Annotated in this window: 14 protein-coding genes; 6 read left to right on the forward strand and 8 right to left on the reverse strand. The window is 67.7% G+C overall.

From position 1 onward, the window contains the following. Positions 1-184 precede the first annotated feature (184 nt). Complete coding sequence (locus tag AC1DEM_RS11655; protein ID WP_476884516.1) at positions 185-601, reverse strand: PaaI family thioesterase; 417 nt, start codon at positions 599-601, stop codon at positions 185-187. Between the two features lie 166 nt (positions 602-767). Between AC1DEM_RS11655 and paaZ the strand changes: the two genes are divergently transcribed. From paaZ to AC1DEM_RS11670, 3 genes are all read left to right on the forward strand, one after another. Further along, complete coding sequence (gene paaZ / locus AC1DEM_RS11660) at positions 768-2,870, forward strand: phenylacetic acid degradation bifunctional protein PaaZ (RefSeq protein WP_476884517.1); 2,103 nt, start codon at positions 768-770, stop codon at positions 2,868-2,870. A gap of 239 nt (positions 2,871-3,109) precedes the next feature. Further along, positions 3,110-3,502 (forward strand): hypothetical protein, encoded by a 393-nt coding sequence (locus AC1DEM_RS11665; protein WP_476884518.1) that lies wholly within the window; start codon positions 3,110-3,112, stop codon positions 3,500-3,502. A gap of 101 nt (positions 3,503-3,603) precedes the next feature. Continuing rightward, a complete protein-coding gene (locus AC1DEM_RS11670) occupies positions 3,604-4,011 on the forward strand; it encodes a VOC family protein (RefSeq protein ID WP_476884519.1) in 408 nt (135 codons plus the stop codon). Positions 4,012-4,128: 117 nt separating this feature from the next. On the opposite strand, the gene AC1DEM_RS11675 is transcribed toward AC1DEM_RS11670, so the two are convergent. The 4 genes from AC1DEM_RS11675 to AC1DEM_RS11690 all read right to left on the reverse strand — a co-directional run bounded on the left by AC1DEM_RS11675 (position 4,129) and on the right by AC1DEM_RS11690 (position 7,618). After that, positions 4,129-4,992, reverse strand: coding sequence for a DUF427 domain-containing protein (locus AC1DEM_RS11675; RefSeq protein ID WP_476884520.1), 864 nt, complete (start codon positions 4,990-4,992; stop codon positions 4,129-4,131). A gap of 105 nt (positions 4,993-5,097) precedes the next feature. Next, positions 5,098-5,703 carry a TetR/AcrR family transcriptional regulator gene (locus AC1DEM_RS11680; RefSeq protein WP_377987453.1) on the reverse strand — a complete coding sequence of 202 codons (606 nt, stop codon included), beginning with the start codon at positions 5,701-5,703 and terminating at the stop codon, positions 5,098-5,100. 30 nt (positions 5,704-5,733) lie between these two features. Continuing rightward, positions 5,734-7,062 (reverse strand): phenylacetate--CoA ligase PaaK, encoded by a 1,329-nt coding sequence (gene paaK / locus AC1DEM_RS11685; protein ID WP_476884521.1) that lies wholly within the window; start codon positions 7,060-7,062, stop codon positions 5,734-5,736. A gap of 16 nt (positions 7,063-7,078) precedes the next feature. Next, positions 7,079-7,618 (reverse strand): hotdog fold thioesterase, encoded by a 540-nt coding sequence (locus AC1DEM_RS11690; protein WP_476884522.1) that lies wholly within the window; start codon positions 7,616-7,618, stop codon positions 7,079-7,081. Between the two features lie 91 nt (positions 7,619-7,709). Here AC1DEM_RS11690 and pta point away from each other — a divergent pair, with 91 nt between their 5' ends. Beyond that, positions 7,710-9,821: a phosphate acetyltransferase gene (gene pta / locus AC1DEM_RS11695; protein ID WP_476884523.1), complete on the forward strand. Its 2,112-nt coding sequence runs from the start codon at positions 7,710-7,712 to the stop codon at positions 9,819-9,821. Positions 9,822-9,836: 15 nt separating this feature from the next. Here the strand turns inward: pta and AC1DEM_RS11700 are convergent, their stop codons facing one another. After that, positions 9,837-10,100 carry a hypothetical protein gene (locus AC1DEM_RS11700; protein WP_476884524.1) on the reverse strand — a complete coding sequence of 88 codons (264 nt, stop codon included), beginning with the start codon at positions 10,098-10,100 and terminating at the stop codon, positions 9,837-9,839. Between the two features lie 192 nt (positions 10,101-10,292). Here AC1DEM_RS11700 and AC1DEM_RS11705 point away from each other — a divergent pair, with 192 nt between their 5' ends. Further along, a complete protein-coding gene (locus tag AC1DEM_RS11705) occupies positions 10,293-11,462 on the forward strand; it encodes an acetate kinase (RefSeq protein WP_476884525.1) in 1,170 nt (389 codons plus the stop codon). Between the two features lie 60 nt (positions 11,463-11,522). Next, the gene (locus AC1DEM_RS11710) at positions 11,523-12,086 is read left to right on the forward strand and encodes a GNAT family N-acetyltransferase (RefSeq protein ID WP_476884526.1); all 564 of its coding nucleotides are present in this window, start codon (positions 11,523-11,525) and stop codon (positions 12,084-12,086) included. A gap of 106 nt (positions 12,087-12,192) precedes the next feature. On the opposite strand, the gene AC1DEM_RS11715 is transcribed toward AC1DEM_RS11710, so the two are convergent. Both AC1DEM_RS11715 and AC1DEM_RS11720 read right to left on the reverse strand, forming a co-directional pair. Continuing rightward, positions 12,193-12,819 carry a dihydrofolate reductase family protein gene (locus tag AC1DEM_RS11715; RefSeq protein WP_476884527.1) on the reverse strand — a complete coding sequence of 209 codons (627 nt, stop codon included), beginning with the start codon at positions 12,817-12,819 and terminating at the stop codon, positions 12,193-12,195. A 374-nt stretch (positions 12,820-13,193) separates the two neighbouring features. Beyond that, positions 13,194-15,845 carry a hypothetical protein gene (locus tag AC1DEM_RS11720; RefSeq protein ID WP_476884528.1) on the reverse strand — a complete coding sequence of 884 codons (2,652 nt, stop codon included), beginning with the start codon at positions 15,843-15,845 and terminating at the stop codon, positions 13,194-13,196. Positions 15,846-15,852: the final 7 nt, after the last annotated feature.

Genomic DNA, 15,852 nt, shown 5'->3' on the forward strand with positions numbered 1-15,852 from the left:
GTGTACGCGACGTCCACGTCCTAGGTCCACCTCCAGGCCCGCATCCACGCCCGGTCTCGCCGGAAAGCTGCGGTCTCGCCGGAAAGCTGCGGGGTCGCCGGAACGTTCCGGCGACCCCGCACGGTTCCGGCGACGCCGAGGGGTTGGGGGCGAAGGCGCGTGCCGCGAGCCGCGATTTCCGGACTCAGGCCTTGCGGTCCAGCAGCAGGTTGGTGATCCGCAGGGTGCAGAGCCGCTGGCCGGCCTCGTTGGTGATCAGCACTTCGTGCGTGGCCAGGGTGCCGCCCAGATGGATGGGGGTTGCCGTGATCGTGATCAGCCCCTCGCGGGCCGATTTGTGGTGCGTGGCCGAGACGTCGACGCCCACCGCCGTCTTGCCCAGGGTGCTGGCGTGGATGACGGCGGCCCAGGACCCCACGGCCTCGCCCACGGCAAGCGACGCGCCGCCGTGCAGGAGCCCGAACGACTGCCGGTTGCCCTCCACCGGCATGGTCGCCACCACGCGGTCCACGGACTCCTCGACGATCTTCACGCCCATCTTCTCGTCGAGTTCCCCGAGTGTAATCTTCCACAACTCGGTGCTGCCGGTCTCGGGCGTCATATCGTCTCCTTTGTTGCCGGCCAGCCGTGGGCCCGGACGGTCGGTGCCGCCGCGGCTAGTGTGCGGCAGGCCTCATTCATGTACTCTAGATCATATTACCGAACGGACGGTCAGTAATGTTCCGGCCGTGTTGATCTTGCTCCCCCGTTGGAAGGACCCGTCAACGATGACCACCACAGCCGCACCCACAGTAGACACTGTCGAGATCGTTCCCAGTTTCATCCGGGGTTCCTGGTGGACTCCCGACGCCGCCTCCGCCGCCGGCGCAGCGCCGGTCCTGGACGCCAGCACCGGCGAACTCCTGGCTAAGGTGAGCACCGAGGGGCTGGATCTCGCCGCCGTCGTGGACTACGGCCGCACCACCGGCCAGGCGGAACTTGGCACGCTGACCTTCCACCAGCGCGCGCTCAAGCTCAAGGAACTGGCGCAGTACCTCAACGGCCGCCGCGAGGAGTTCTACGCGCTCTCGGCGCAGACCGGCGCCACCAAGATCGACTCGATGATCGACATCGACGGCGGGATCGGCGTCCTGTTCACTTTCGGGTCCAAGGGCCGGCGCGAACTGCCCAACTCCCAGGTAGTGGTGGATGGCCCCATGGAGGTGCTGTCCCGCGACGGATCGTTCGCCGGCGAGCACATCTATACCCGCATCCCCGGCGTCGCCGTGCAGATCAACGCCTTCAACTTCCCTGTGTGGGGCATGCTGGAGAAGCTGGCCCCGGCCTTCCTCGCCGGCGTGCCCACCATCGTCAAACCGGCCACCCCCACCGGGTACGTGGCCGCGGCCGTGGTCAAGGCGATCGACGAATCCGGCATCCTGCCCGCGGGCTCGCTGCAGCTGATTTCCGGCTCCGTCCGCACCCTGCTGGACCACCTGGACTACCGCGACCTTGTGGCCTTCACGGGTTCGGCCTCGACAGCTAACACTCTTAAGTCCCACACCAACGTGGTTAAGGGCGGCGTCCGCTTCACGTCCGAGACCGACTCGCTCAACGCCGCGATCCTGGGCCCGGATGCTGTCAAGGGCACGCCGGAATTCGACGCCTTCATCAAGTCCCTCGTCACCGAGATGACCGCCAAGGCCGGCCAGAAATGCACCTCGATCCGCCGCGCGATCGTGCCGCAGGAACTCGTCGCCGACGTCACCGTCGCCGTGGGGGACCGCATCCGCGAACGCGTCGTGCTCGGTGACCCCCGCGCCGAAGGCGTCACCATGGGCGCCCTCGCCTCCCTCGAGCAGCTCGCCGACGTGCGCGCCGCCGTCCAGTCCATGCTCGACGCCGGCGGGGAGCTTGCCTACGGCACGCTCGATGCGCCGAAGGTCACCAGCGCGGACGGCAGCGTCGGCGTCGTCGACGGCGGTGCCTTCATGTCCCCGGTCCTGCTGAGCTGGGCCAACCCGGAGACCGAGGAGGTCCACTCGCTCGAGGCCTTCGGCCCGGTGTCCTCGGTGATCGGCTACACGGACCTGGCCGACGCCGTCCGCCTCGCTGCCCGCGGCGGCGGCTCACTCGTCGCCTCGGTCTGCACGAACGATCCCGAGGTTGCCCGCGAACTCGTCACCGGTATCGCGGCCCACCACGGCCGCGTGCTCATGCTCAACCGCGAGGACGCCCGCAGCTCCACCGGGCACGGCTCCCCGGTCCCGCACCTGGTCCACGGCGGCCCCGGCCGCGCCGGCGGCGGCGAAGAGCTCGGCGGCATCCGCTCGGTGATGCACCACATGCAGCGCACGGCCCTCCAGGGTTCGCCCAACATGCTTACCGCCGTCACCGGCGTCTGGCACACCGGCGCGGACCGCAACTTCACGCTCGAGACCGAGGGCCAGCACCCGTTCCGGAAATCCCTGGCCACGCTGCACATCGGCGACGCCATCCGCTCGGAGCTGCGTGAGGTCTCTCTGGAGGAAATCACCAAGTTCGCGAACTCCACCGGGGACACCTTCTACGCCCACACCAACCAGGAAGCCGCGGCGGCCAACCCCTTCTTCCCGGGCATCGTGGCGCACGGCTACCTCCTGCTCAGCTGGGCCGCCGGCCTGTTCGTGGAGCCCGCCCCGGGCCCCGTCCTGGCCAACTACGGCCTGGAGAACCTGCGCTTCATCACCCCGGTGGCCGCGGGCGACTCCATCCGTGTGACCCTGACGGCCAAGAAGATCACCCCGCGCGAGACCGACGAGTACGGCGAGGTGGCCTGGGACGCCGTCCTGACCAACCAGAACGACGAAATCGTGGCGACCTACGACGTCCTGACCCTCGTCGAGAAGTAGCCCCTCCCGACGCTCCACCTCACTGAGGCTCCAACGGTCGTTGCAACCCCCAGAATTTATGGGAGTTGCAACGATCGTGTCGGGTTAACAGAGGAGCGGGGTGGACTTTTGCCCGGAAAATGTGGGTTGTCCCGCAATCTAAGTCGTGACACTATCTGCGAGATGCAGAGCTCGGCGGCAGCCTGGCAGCGCATGAACGAAACCCTCACCGAGATCCGAGCCACCCGACAGGAACAACCATGAGCTACGCACGGGACCTGACGTTCAACCTGCGCATCCGCGGGTTCTCGGAAGAGGAGATCGCGGAGACCCTGGACGAAGTCCGCGCTCACGAGAGCGACGCCGGGACTCCGGCTGGCGACGACTTCGTTAATGCGCAGGATTACGCGAAGCAGTTTCCCAAGAAGAAGATGCGATCACTGGGTGCAACCATGATCAAGATCGGACTGGCGCTGGCAATCATCTACGGAGCCGTCGCGCTGCTGCTTCTGCCGTTCCTGAGGGTCGATATCCGTGACGTCGTTGGCCCCATAAGACTTTGGCCGGGGCTGATGCTGCTTCTGGGCGGTCTCCTCGCCGGATTCCTGACTGACTACTATCGCCCGGTGCCGCGCTCCGACGCCGCCCGCTGAGGAACGGGTGCATCCGGTGGAGCGTCGCCTGTTCAGGGGGCAATTTGCAGGCTCTTTCCACCACGCTCCGGCGTAAAATCGTGCTCGTAGGAGGTGGCGAAATGTCCCTAGTACTCAACAAAGCCACAACAGTCCTGCCAGTCGATGATGCAGAACGCGCCCGGCGTTTCTACGCCGAGATGCTCGGTCTCCCGCACCGGGGAGTGGCAGACGACGGAAGTGAATTATTTGGCAGCGGCGACGGCCCGATGCTGCAGTTGATGCCAGTCAAGGATGGAAAGCATTCAGAGCACACCACCCTGAGTTTCGAAGTCAGCGAGATCGAACGCACAGTCCAGGAAATGGAAGCCAAGGGCGTCATGTTCCAGGACTACGATCTCCCGGATCTCAAGACTGAAAACCACATTTGTACAACTGATTCAGAGAAGTGTGCCTGGTTCATGGACTCCGAGCACAATATTCTCTGCGTGCACGAGAACATCACCACGGCAGCTGATTACCAGCTCTGAGGTCCGGTCCAGCCCTGGAAAGTCGGGGGGACAAGATCAGGGTGGAGAGAAGCGCGGCGCTCCGGCTCAGCGGGGCGCCCCTTCTGTTGGCGTCCCTTTTGTCGTGGGGGCCGGCCCTCATCCGGGAGGTGCCGCCGGTCCGTCGGGGCGGGACCACGGCGACACGGGGCGGACCTGGAGTACGCCATTGACCCTCAGGTCCACTCTTTCGTTGTAGAAGCTGATGAGGCCATGGATCTGGGCGGCGTCGCGGTAGCGCCGGTCATAGCTCCACGCGATATTCCTGCCCTGCGCGGACTCCGGGTAGCTCCAGTAGCTCGCTTGGCCCTTGTACGGGCAGACGGTCCGCTTGGGGCTCTCCTCCATCAGTTCCAGCCGCACATCCGACGGCGGGATGTAGTACCGCACCGGGAGCAGCGTCTCGTAGAGCAACTGCGCGGCGTTCGTCTTGGCGAGCGTCACGCCGTCGAGCGCCACATCCACCTCCGCGGACGACGAACGGATGTCAACGCGGTGGAACGGGTCACGTGGATGGCCGATAATCTCCTCATCGTCCTCGAGCCAGTCGAAGGCGGTGAAATCCAGCACCACGTAGCCGGCCAGGTCCGGGTCCTCGGGGCGGAAGGCTGCCCGGGGAGCCGTTGCCGCCGCCGTCACGACGTCGAGTTCCTCGCCGGGGCAGGTGTGCCTGCCAAACTTTGTTCCGGGGTCGAGTGAGGTCGGAGCCTCCCCCTTCCGAAGCGCGAAGGCGTGTTCCTCGACGGCAGGTGCCGGCAGGGCCGGTGGTGCCAGCTCCGCCAGCAGTTCCTGCTCCGGCACGGCAAAAATGGGGGTGACCCGCCGGGGTTCCCAAATCAGCCAGGCCTGCAGCGTGTCCACCACGACGTCGCCGCCGAGGCTCGCGCGGACCCTTTTGGCGGTGGGTTCGTAGCGCAGTTGGGGGAAAGCGCCCATGAGCACCTTCGATAATCTGGTGGCCATGCTCACAGCGTGGACCCGGCGCCCGGCTCCGTCAATAAGATTCGGGGCCGCCAATGAGAGATTGCCGTCAATGACGGTTCCGCAGGAGAAACGGAAGGTCCCGGCCTAGCGGGGGACGTGGAGGCCGTGGAACGCCATGGTGATGACGTCGTCGGCCAGCTTCTCCGGAGACAGCGAGCCTCCCGGCTTGTACCACTCGACAATCGAGTTGATGGTGCCGAACAACAGGCGGGTCACGGTGCGGGGGTCGATGTCCTGGCGGAGCGAGCCTTCATCCCGGGCCTCGGAAATCAGGGCGGCGACCTTGTGGTCGAAGGTGCGGCGCCGTTCCAGCGCGTCCCGCTCGATTTCCGTGTTCCCGCGCAGGCGCAGCAGCAGCGTCACGAAGGGCAGCCGCTCCACCAGCACCGAGATGGTCTGGCGGACCACGAACTCCAGGCGGGCATCGGCTGAGCCGGTGGTGGCCCCGGGCTGGTCCAGGATCGCCTCGAGACCGCCCAGGGCATGGTCCAGGGCGAGCTTGAGCAGGTCGCCCTTGGACGGCACGTGGTGGTAGATCGCGGACTTGGAGATGCCCAGGTTCTCGGCAAGGATGCCCATCGAGGTGGCGTCGTAGCCGTGGCGGTTAAAGACGTCGACGGCGATCACCAGCACCGACTGCTGGTCATAGCCGGGGCGGCCGCGCTTGGTGGTGGTTGCTGTGCTGGGCATAGTGGCTAGTTTCTCACGATCGGGTGCTACTCAGCCCTTGGGGCGCATGTCGTAGATCCGCCGCAGCTTGCCGTTGGACCGCTCCAGCGAACCGGGGTCGACGACGTCGACCGTGCAGGAGGAGCCGACATGGATCTTGATCTGCTGCTGCAGGGCCCTGGCGGCGGCCGAAGCACCCTCGATCGTGACGGCGTCGCGGCGCTCGATCTTGACGGTCAGCTGGTCCATGCGGGTGCCCTCGGGCCGGGTCAGTTCCAGCTGGAAGTGCGGGCTGAGCTCGGGGATGCGCAGGGCGATCTCCTCGATCTGCGACGGGAACAGGTTCACCCCGCGCAGGATGATCATGTCATCGCTGCGGCCGGTGATGCGGCCCATGCGGCGGTGCGCCGGGCGGGCGGTCCCCGGCAGCAGCCGCGTGAGGTCCTTGGTGCGGTACCGGATGATCGGCAGCGCTTCCTTGGTGAGCGAGGTGAAGACGAGCTCGCCCGGTTCGCCGTCGCCCAGCACCACGGTGGGGTCAAAGGCGTCGATGATCTCGGGCCGGAAGTGGTCCTCCCAGATGTGGCTGCCGTCCTGCGTTTCCACGGCCTCGCCGGCGACGCCCGGGCCCATGACCTCGGAGAGGCCGTAGATGTCGCAGGCCTTGAGGTTCATGGTGGTCTCGAGCTCGTGCCGCATTTCCTCGGTCCACGGCTCGGCGCCCAGGACCGCGTACTTCAGTGACGTGGAGGCCGGGTCGATGCCCTGCTTGATCATCGCGTCGGCAATGGTCAGCAGGTACGTGGGGGTGGCCAGGATGGCGTCGGGCTTGAAGTCCTGGATGAGCGTGATCTGGCGTTCGGTCTGGCCGCCGGAGATCGGGATGACGGTGCAGCCGAGGGCCTCGGCGCCGGCGTGGGCGCCCATGCCGCCGGTGAACAGGCCGTAGCCGTAGGCATTGTGCACCTTCATGCCCGGCCGGACGCCGGAGGCGCGCAGCGAGCGGGCCACGAGTTTGGCCCAGTCGGCGAGGTCCTTCTTGGTGTAGCCCACCACGGTGGCGCGGCCCGTGGTGCCGGAGCTGGCGTGGATCCGGGCGACCTCGTTCTGCGGCACGGCGAACATGCCGAAGGGGTACTCGAGCCGGAGGTCTTCCTTTGTGGTGAAGGGGAACTTGGCGAGGTCGGAGAGCTCACGCAGGTCCGCCGGGTGGACGCCGGCCTCGTCGAACTTGCGCTTGTACAGGGGGACACGGTCATAGGCGTAGGCCACCGTGTGCTGCAGGCGGCTGAGCTGGAGCGCCTCGAGTTCGTCGCGGGAAATGGTTTCCTCGCGGTCCAGGACAGCGTCAGTGGTGGCGGCGGCAGTTTCTTGGCTCATCTGTGGTTCCCTGTTTCTATTTCTTGGAGATGGTGCGGCTGCGGCCGCGGAACTCGGCGATGAGTTCGCCCGCGGCGGCGCCGGTGGCGAGGTCAGCGGGGAGTTCGCCCGGGACCGTGGCGGAGGGAACCGGGCCGGCGGGTGCCGACGGCGGCGTCCCAGGCGCGCCCGCGCCGGGATCGGCGGCATAGATCTGGATGTCGTACAGCCCGCTGCGCCCGGTGCTGGCGCGGCGGTTGGCGACGGCGGTCAGGACCTGCCCGCGGAACGCCGGTTTGAGGAAGTTGATGTCGACGCCGGAGGCCACGGTGATGCTGCCCTCCTCGGCCGGGCCCGGGCTGGCCGGGTTGCAGGCCAGTGCGAAGGCTGTGTCGCCGAAGGCGAAGATCATTCCGCCGTGGGCCATGCCGAATCCGTTGAGCATCTCCTGCCGGAGCGTCATCCGGATCGTGGCATGGCCGTCGTCCAGTGCGAGAACTTCGATGCCCATCCATTCGGAGGCATAGTCATCTTTCAGGATGGCGTGGGTGCCACCGGAAATCGTCAGTTCAGCCATGCCTCGTTGCCTCCAGCTTTATTTACCGAATGTTCATTAGGTAATCCCATCCGGGTGCCCGCTGTCAAGAGGTGTAAGTATGCTGGGACACATGGCCAAAGGAATCTACGTCAGCGCGACCACCCCGGGCTCCGGCAAGTCCCTCATAGCGCTGGGGTTGGCGGACACGCTGCACCGGCACGCGGACCGCATCGGCTTCTTCAAGCCTGTGGTCCACGGCAACGACGCCGCTGCGGACCCGATGGTGGCGCTGATGAAGGCCCGGTTCGATCTTGACGACCAGCGCTGCCGCGGCGGCCTGACGTTTGCCGAGGTCCGCGGGCTGCTGGCCGAGGGAAACCGGGCCGAGATCGACGCCCGCTGCGTGGAGATCTTCGCCGAAATGTCCCGCCACTGCGACGTGGTCATTGTGGAGGGCACGGACCTCACCGGCCAGGATGCCGCCGTCGAATTCGATCTCAACGCACGCCTCGCGAACAACCTGGCCGCCTCCGTGGTGGCCGTGGTGGGCGCGAAGGGACGGACAGTCGCGGAAGCCGCAGACGCCGTCGAGGTTGCCCGCAAGGAACTGGCGGCGGAACGCTGCAGCCTCCTGGCCATCATGGTGAACCGTGCAGACCCGGAGGACATGGACGGGATCGCCGCCGCCGTGAAGCCCGGTGCGTCCGGCCGCCCCGTGTACGTCTTCCCTGAGCTGGAAGACATCGCCCGGCCCACCACCGGCGAGGTGGCCTCGGCCCTCGGGATCGGCCAGGTGGCCGGCCGGCCGGACATGGAACGCGACGTCCATTCCATCAAGGTGGCGGCGATGAATGTTGCCAACTTCCTGCACGTGCTCGACGACGGCGCCCTGGTGATCGTCCCCGGGGACCGTGCGGACGTGATGGTGGGGTGCCTCGCGTCCTCGTTCTCTCCGGAGTTCCCGGTGCCGTCGGCGCTCATCCTCACGGGCGGCCTGGCCCCGGACCCCAACATCTACTCGCTGCTGGCGCAGGCGCCATTCCCCGTGTTCGCGGCCCTGGACGACACATACACCACCGCCAAGCGGGTCTCCGAGGTGCGCAGCGAGATCTGGTCCGGCCACCGCCGCAAAGTGGCCTCCGCCCTGGGCCTGTGGGCCAAACGGGTGGACGAAGCGGAGCTGCTGGAGCGGTTGCACCTGCCGCGGCCGGAACGGATGACGCCGCTGCGGTTCCTGCACGACCTCATTGAGCGGGCCCGGCTGCAGCGCCGCCACATCGTCCTCCCGGAGGGGAACGACGTGCGGGTCCTGCGCGCCGCCGAGATTCTGCACCGGCGGGACGTTTGCGACCTCACCATCCTGGGCAACGAGTCCGCGGTCCGGGAGCTGGCGTCCACCCGGGGCATCGAGCTCGCCGGCATCAAAATCGTGGATCCCGCGACGTCGGAGCTGCGCCAGCAGTTTGCGGAAAAATATGCGGAGCTGCGCGCGCACAAGGGCGTGGACCTCGCCCGGGCCCTGGAAGTCATGCTGGACGGCAGCTACTTCGGCACCATGATGGTGCAGCTGGGAGCGGTGGACGGCATGGTGTCCGGCGCCGCGCACACCACCGCCCACACCATCCGTCCGGCGCTGGAATTCGTGAAGACGCGTGACGGCGTAAAGATCGTCTCCTCGGTCTTCCTGATGCTGATGCCGGACCGGGTGCTGGTCTACGGCGACTGCGCGGTCAATCCTGACCCGAACGCGGAGCAACTGGCAGACATCGCGCTGGCCTCAGCCGAGACCGCGGTCCAGTTCGGCGTGGAGCCGCGGGTAGCGATGCTCTCCTATTCCACCGGCGGGTCCGGGACCGGGGAGGCAGTGGACAAAGTCCGGCAGGCCACCGAAGCCGTGAAGGGCCGCCGCCCGGATCTCGCCGTCGAAGGCCCCATCCAGTACGACGCCGCCGTGGACGCCGCGATCGCGCAGTCCAAGATGCCCGGCTCGTCCGTCGCCGGGCAGGCCACCGTGTTCATCTTCCCGGACCTCAACACCGGCAACAACACCTATAAGGCGGTCCAGCAGTCCTCGGGGGCGGTCGCCGTCGGGCCGGTCCTGCAGGGGCTCCGGAAGCCGGTCAATGACCTCTCCCGCGGGTGCACGGTGGAGGACATTGTGAACACGGTGGCCATCACCGCCGTCCAGGCGCAGTCCGTGGAGCCCGCTGCCGAGCCGGCACCCGCGGCGGCCCGTGCCTAGTCAGCTGATTTCCCGTCAGCTGTTTTCCGGCTTCGCCGGACTTTCGGGATCTTCCTGCTTGGCAGGCTCATCGGCCAGCCCGGCCGGCGTGAGATCCAGATCCTGCAGATTCTCGGGGGCCTCGCCGGCTTCTCCGACCTCGGCTGCCTTCGGGTTTCCCGTATCGTCCAGGGCGGGGTTCGCACCTACGACGCCGGTGGGATCCGGCCTTCCGGAACCGCTGGCCGGCTTGGTGCTCTCTGGCTGGGCGGGCTCGCGCTCGGTCGCGTCGTTAGTCATGGAAATCCCTTCGTGCGTTGTCTAGTTGGTCCGCCGACTCTAGGCGCCCGGACCGGCTTTCGCAACGGATTGGCGCCCTTGCCGGTCCGGCAATTTATAGTGGATCCCACGGAGCGCTCCGCCAGGCTCCGGCGTGATGCCAGTCCCGACGCACCCTCACGGTAGCGTCGAAGCCAAGGCTTAGGAGGCCCCATGCTCGTGCTCGTCATCAACTCCGGCTCGTCCTCGCTCAAGTACCAGGTGCGCGACGTTGAGGCCGGCAACGTCCTCACCGAAGGCCTGATCGAAAAGATCGGCATGGGTGCCGGCGGTGAGGGCGACGGCCAGATCGAAGGCCCCCGTGACCACGCGGAGGCCCTCGAACAGGTGGACGCGGCCATCCACGCAGCCTTGGGGGACCGCGTGCTCGATGCCGTGGGCCACCGCGTGGTGCACGGCGGGGAGCGCTTCGCCGAGCCGGTGCTGGTCAACAACGAGATCACCCGGGCCATTGAACGGCTGAACCCGCTCGCTCCGCTGCACAACCCCGCCAACGTCCTCGGCATCCGTGCGATCTCGAAGAAGTGGCCCGAGCTGCCGCAGGTGGCCGTGTTCGACACCGCCTTCCACCGCACCCTGCCCGAGCACGCCTGGCGCTATGCGGTGCCGGACGAGCTCTACACGAACCACGGGATCCGCCGCTACGGATTTCACGGCACCTCGCACGAATACGTTGCGCACCGGGCGGCCACGCTGTTGGATGTTCCGGTCGAGGAGTTCGACGCCGTCATCGCCCACCTGGGGAACGGCGCCTCGGTCACGGCGATCCGTGGCGGCCAGTCGATCGACACGTCCATGGGATTCACCCCCCTCGAAGGACTCGTCATGGGAACCCGCTCCGGCGACCTCGATCCGTCCATCCTGGTCTTCCTGGCCCGGACCGGCTGGTCACCCGAGGACCTGGATTCGATGCTGAACCGGCAGTCCGGGCTCAAGGGCCTGGCCGGAAACAACGACATGCGAGCGGTTGTGGAGGCCGCGGAGGCCGGCGATGCCAAGGCGGCCATGGCCCTGGCGGTCGCGTCGTACCGGCTGGCGAAGTACATCGGCGGGTACCACGTGGCCGTCGGCGGTGCGAGGGCCCTTGTGTTCACGGCCGGGATCGGCGAGAACTCGCACCAGTTCCGTAATCTGGTGGCGCAGCGGCTCGGTGCTCTGGGCGTCGAACTCGACGCCGGGCTGAACCGGGAGCGGTCCAAGGAACCCCGGGTCATTTCCACCCCGACGTCGGCCCTGCCGGTCCTGGTGGTCCCCACTGACGAGGAGCGGGCGATCGCCGAGGCAACGGCCGCCGTCGTCGCCCGGGCATCGGTTGCTCCGTAACCGCCCGTGTGGCGGCTCAAAACGGCGCTTATGGAGCAGCGGATGGGTAGCGTTGAAGTCATGACCGAACCCAAGCCCCTCCCTCCGCTGCCCATCCGCACCGAACGGCTCGTGCTGCGGCGCTTTGAAGCGTCCGACCTCGATGCCTTCCACGCCTACCACTCGCTCCCGGAAACCGCCCGGTTCCTGCCCCGCGAGGCCAAGAGTTACACCCAGTCGATGGAAACGGTGGGACGGTACGCCAACTTCGACTTCGAGAAGGAGGGCGACTGGGTGGCACTGGCCATTGAGTCCGCGGACTCGCCCGGGCTGCTGGGCGAGGTGGTGCTGAAATGGCTGGAGGGGTGCGGGCAGGCCGAGATCGGCTGGAGCCTGGCGCCGGAGGCGCGGGGCCGGGGTATCGCGAGCGAGGCCGCCCGGGCGCTGCTCAAGCTGGGTTTTGAGGACCTGGGCTTCCACCGCATCGACGCCAAGCTCGATGCCCTGAACACGGACTCGGCGGCGCTTTGTGAACGGCTCGGCATGCGTCTGGAGTCACGCCAGGTGGATAAGTGGCACTACAAGGGCGAATGGGCGACCGAAGTGGTGTATGCCGTCCTGGCGGATGAATGGAAGGCCCGCTAACCAAGCCCCGGCGGTTGAACCCGGCGGCCTCTGGCTCGGCAGGGATGCTGTGGAGACGAACGCCGCGACGAAGGAGAGCACCGCCTAGGGACAGGCTCTGCCTGCCTCATGCACGGGACGAACCGGGATCATAGGTCCCGTACGTGGGAAGCCCTGCCGACTCAAAGATAAGAATGGCCAGTCCGCCCGGCGTCGTCTCGTTGCGGACCAGACGAAGGCCCGCCGGGGCGCCTCCGGGCGGAAACAGCCGCCTGCCGTTGCCCACCAGCACCGGGGCGATCACCAGCCTCAGTTCATCGATCAACCCTGCGCCCAGCAGCGACTGGGCCAGCCCGGCACTCCCGTGGATCTGCAGCTCCCTGCCGGGCTGCCTCTTCAACTCGGCGACCTGTGCGGGGACGTCCCCGGACAGGATGGTCGTCGGCGCCCACCCAGCGTGCGCCAGGCTGTGCGAGGCCACATACTTCGGCAACCCATTCATCTTTTCGGAGAATGGATCGTCAGGGTCCGTGATGTTCGGCCAGTCCCTCGCAAAATTGAGGTAGGTCCGGCGACCGAAGAGTAACGCATCCGCCTCAGCGAGCCAGTGCGCCGCCCGCTGGATGAAATCCTCGTCCAGGTAGGGGACGAACCAGCCTCCCTGTGTGAAGCCGTCGCTGGTGTCCTCCTCGGGCGATCCGGGGCCCTGCGCCACGCCGTCCAATGTGAGGAACTCTGTCAGCGTCAGTTTCATCGATTTGCCTCTCCGTGTTGGTTGCCGCGTTGGTCATCGGGGTTCAACGACTCAGTGCGCCTGGAATCGCGGCAGATGAAAAGTGGCAGGTCAAAGTGGCACTAAGGGGCGAATGGGCCACGGAAATGGTGTACACCCTCCTCGCGGATGAATGGAAGGCCCGCTGGCCCGCGAAGCGCTCAACGGATTGAAGTCCAGGGCGGCGCTCCCTCCCAGTTGCTTCTGCCCGGACCGCCCCGGTCCCGTGTAATCCCGGGGTTCCACGGGACCGGAATCGGTACCGGCGGCCAGCAACTGGGAGGGAGCGCCGTCATCCGGGCAACACGCGCCCCCGGGCGGGCCGGACCCGGTCCGGGTGCCGTTCGGGTGCGCGCCTATGGAGCCGGCGGGGCGGTTCCTGCCGGCACGGGCGTGGCCGTCCCCGCCGCAGGCGCGGTGGAACCGGCCGGCGCCGGTGCCGCGGACTGCGTCGGTTGCTGCTCCGCGGGCACTGTGGCCCCAGAACCCGAACCGGAACCCGAGCCGGAACCCGAGCCGGGAACGGACGTCGCGGAACCGTCAGTGGGAGCAGCGCCGCCAGCCGGGGCAGGGGTCCCGGAGCCGCTGGAGCCCGGTGACGGAGCCTGCGTGCTGCCGGGAGAAGCTCCGGTTGTGGTGCCGGTTCTGGCGCCGGAAGTGGCGCCGGATGTTGCGCCCGGCGTCGTGGCCGTACCGGCAGACCCGGACGGGGTGGCACTCGGATCAGCCTTGATGACCGCCATGATCTGTTCCTTGTACGCGCTGAGCCGGCCCTGGATCTCTGAGAGCGGCTGGTTCCGCAGGTCCTTACCGTAGGCAGCGATTTCCTGCCACAACGCCTTGAGCCTGGCCATGCCGTCGCTGCTCAGGGGCCCGTCGAGGGTGAGCACCAGTTGGCTCGCCAGGGCGTAAGTCAAGCACCGGAGGCAGTTATAGTTGGCCGCAGCCGAGAGGTTTTCCGGGACAATCACATCGGTCTGGCCCACAATCAGGACCACCTGGAAGCCCACGGCCACTGCGGCGCAGTCCGCGCAGCTGGCAAAGGCGTAAGCCTCGTTCTTGGTGTCCACGGTCGCGCCGTCGTCCGCCCAGACCAGGGCAAAGGCGACGTCGTAGACCACGGAACGGTCAGTGGTGTTGACCGCGAGGGACTGGTTGCCGTCGTCCTCCGGAGCGGCCGGGCGGTCGAAGGGGAAGACCCAAGAAGGGGCAGCCGGCGCCGCGGCGCCGGCCGTACCTTCCGAGCCGGGCGTCGCGGCCGAGCCGTCCGGGGCGGCCTGGCGGGGCACCAGGACCATGCTCAGTTGCGGCTCGTCGCGTGTGGGCTTCCGGGCGCCCTCCGGCCACAGGGCCACGGTCTTGCCCGACTGGCCCTCTGCCATCCGGCTGGTGACGGCGGCCGGGAAGACTGCCGTGGTGGCGTCGGCCAGGGTGCCGCGCTCGTACGGCTGGACGGGTCGGTAGGTATCGGCGCCGGGCCACCAGGCCCAGGCGAGGCCCGCGGCCACGGCCGCGATGGCAACGATGGCGGTGGCGCGCTGGAGGGCCTTGCCGCGGGTCTTCTGCCACAGCCCGGTGGCCAGCTGGCGGACCAGTCGCAGCAGGATGTACAGGATGCCCAGCACCGGCAGTGCCAGGCACGCGATCGCGATCACCCGCACGGCGGCGTCGGCGAAGTCCCCGGCGGTGAGGCTGTGGGAGAGCATGGCCTGCTGCTTGAGGCCGTTGTCCCAGGCGGTGCCGAGAACGCGCGGCAGGGTCAGCACCATGGTGGCCATGCTGAAGAGCAGCAGGGGAACCGTGACCAGCACCCAGATGGTGACCACGGTCCGCGCCCAGGGCTTCAGGAGTCTGGCTTCGGGATCCGTTTTTCGCCACGGCACTAGGGCCAGCAGGGTGGGCTTGATGCGCTGGAACAGGTCCGGGACGCCGGTAGCGTCGGCCAGGATGTGATAGCCGTCGAATCGGACCAGCGGCATCAGCTGCCGGACCATCTGCAGGATCTGGGTGACCACCACCAGCAGCAGCGCGTCGAACCCGGTGGCCCACCAGATGCCCATGATGGCAACGGCCACGATTGCGTTGAAGTAGAGCCCGCCGAGGTCGGTGCGCAGCCTTCCGCCCCGACCCAGCCGGTAGGAATCGGTGACGTCGGTGTAGAAGGCTGGCCACATCAGGTACAGGCCCGTACCCATAGCGCCGGGGGTGGCGCCGCCGCGGCGGGCGGCGGCGGCGTGGCCAAACTCATGGAAACCGGCCGAGAGCACCGTGACCACCAGGATCAGGAGCACCAAGCCGGGGTTGGCGAAGGCTTCGTGGGTGGCCGAAGCCAGACCCTTGACCATCAGCACCCACCAGCACGCGGCCAGAAAGGCAGCGGTCACGGCCACCACGATCAAGGGGTTGAACAGCGTGGCGAACGGCGCGGTGATCTTCCGGGTGCGTTCCGGATCGGTCACGGAATACCGGAAGCGCATGCCCAGCAGCGGGTTCGATTTCTTCACCGCGGGCTCGGAACCGTCCGCCAGCCGGAGGAGGCCGAGCGGGAGGAGCTGGGAGGTGATCAGAGTGCGGACGTTCTCGGCACTGACGAGCCGCCCGAAACTGTTGCTGGCGTGCCCGGCGATTTCCTCCAAGCCCCGCTCGCCGTCGATCGCCTCGAGCACCAGGTACAGCAGGCGGGTGAGCTGGATGGTCTGGCCGTCGGAGCGGCGCACCAGCGACGGGGCTTCCTTGTAGCCGGACCCCTTCGCCTCGCCGATCAGCTGCACGCCGTCGGCCCGCACCGGCACCGGCTGCAGGCCGACCGCCACGGACCGACCTGCGCCCTCAGCACCTGTGCCGGCGGTACCGGCGCCGGCCGTTCCTGCGCCGGCCGTTCGGACGTCGGATCCGGCAGTGACTGCGGCAGACCCGCCAGCAGTATTGGTGGCCGAGCCGACGCCGCCGGGGGCGGGCGCGGCCGGAGGGCCGTCCTGCCCGGACGGCCCTCCGTGCACAGTGCTCATCTGGGTG

This window comes from Arthrobacter sp. 05T420 (assembly GCF_056396305.1).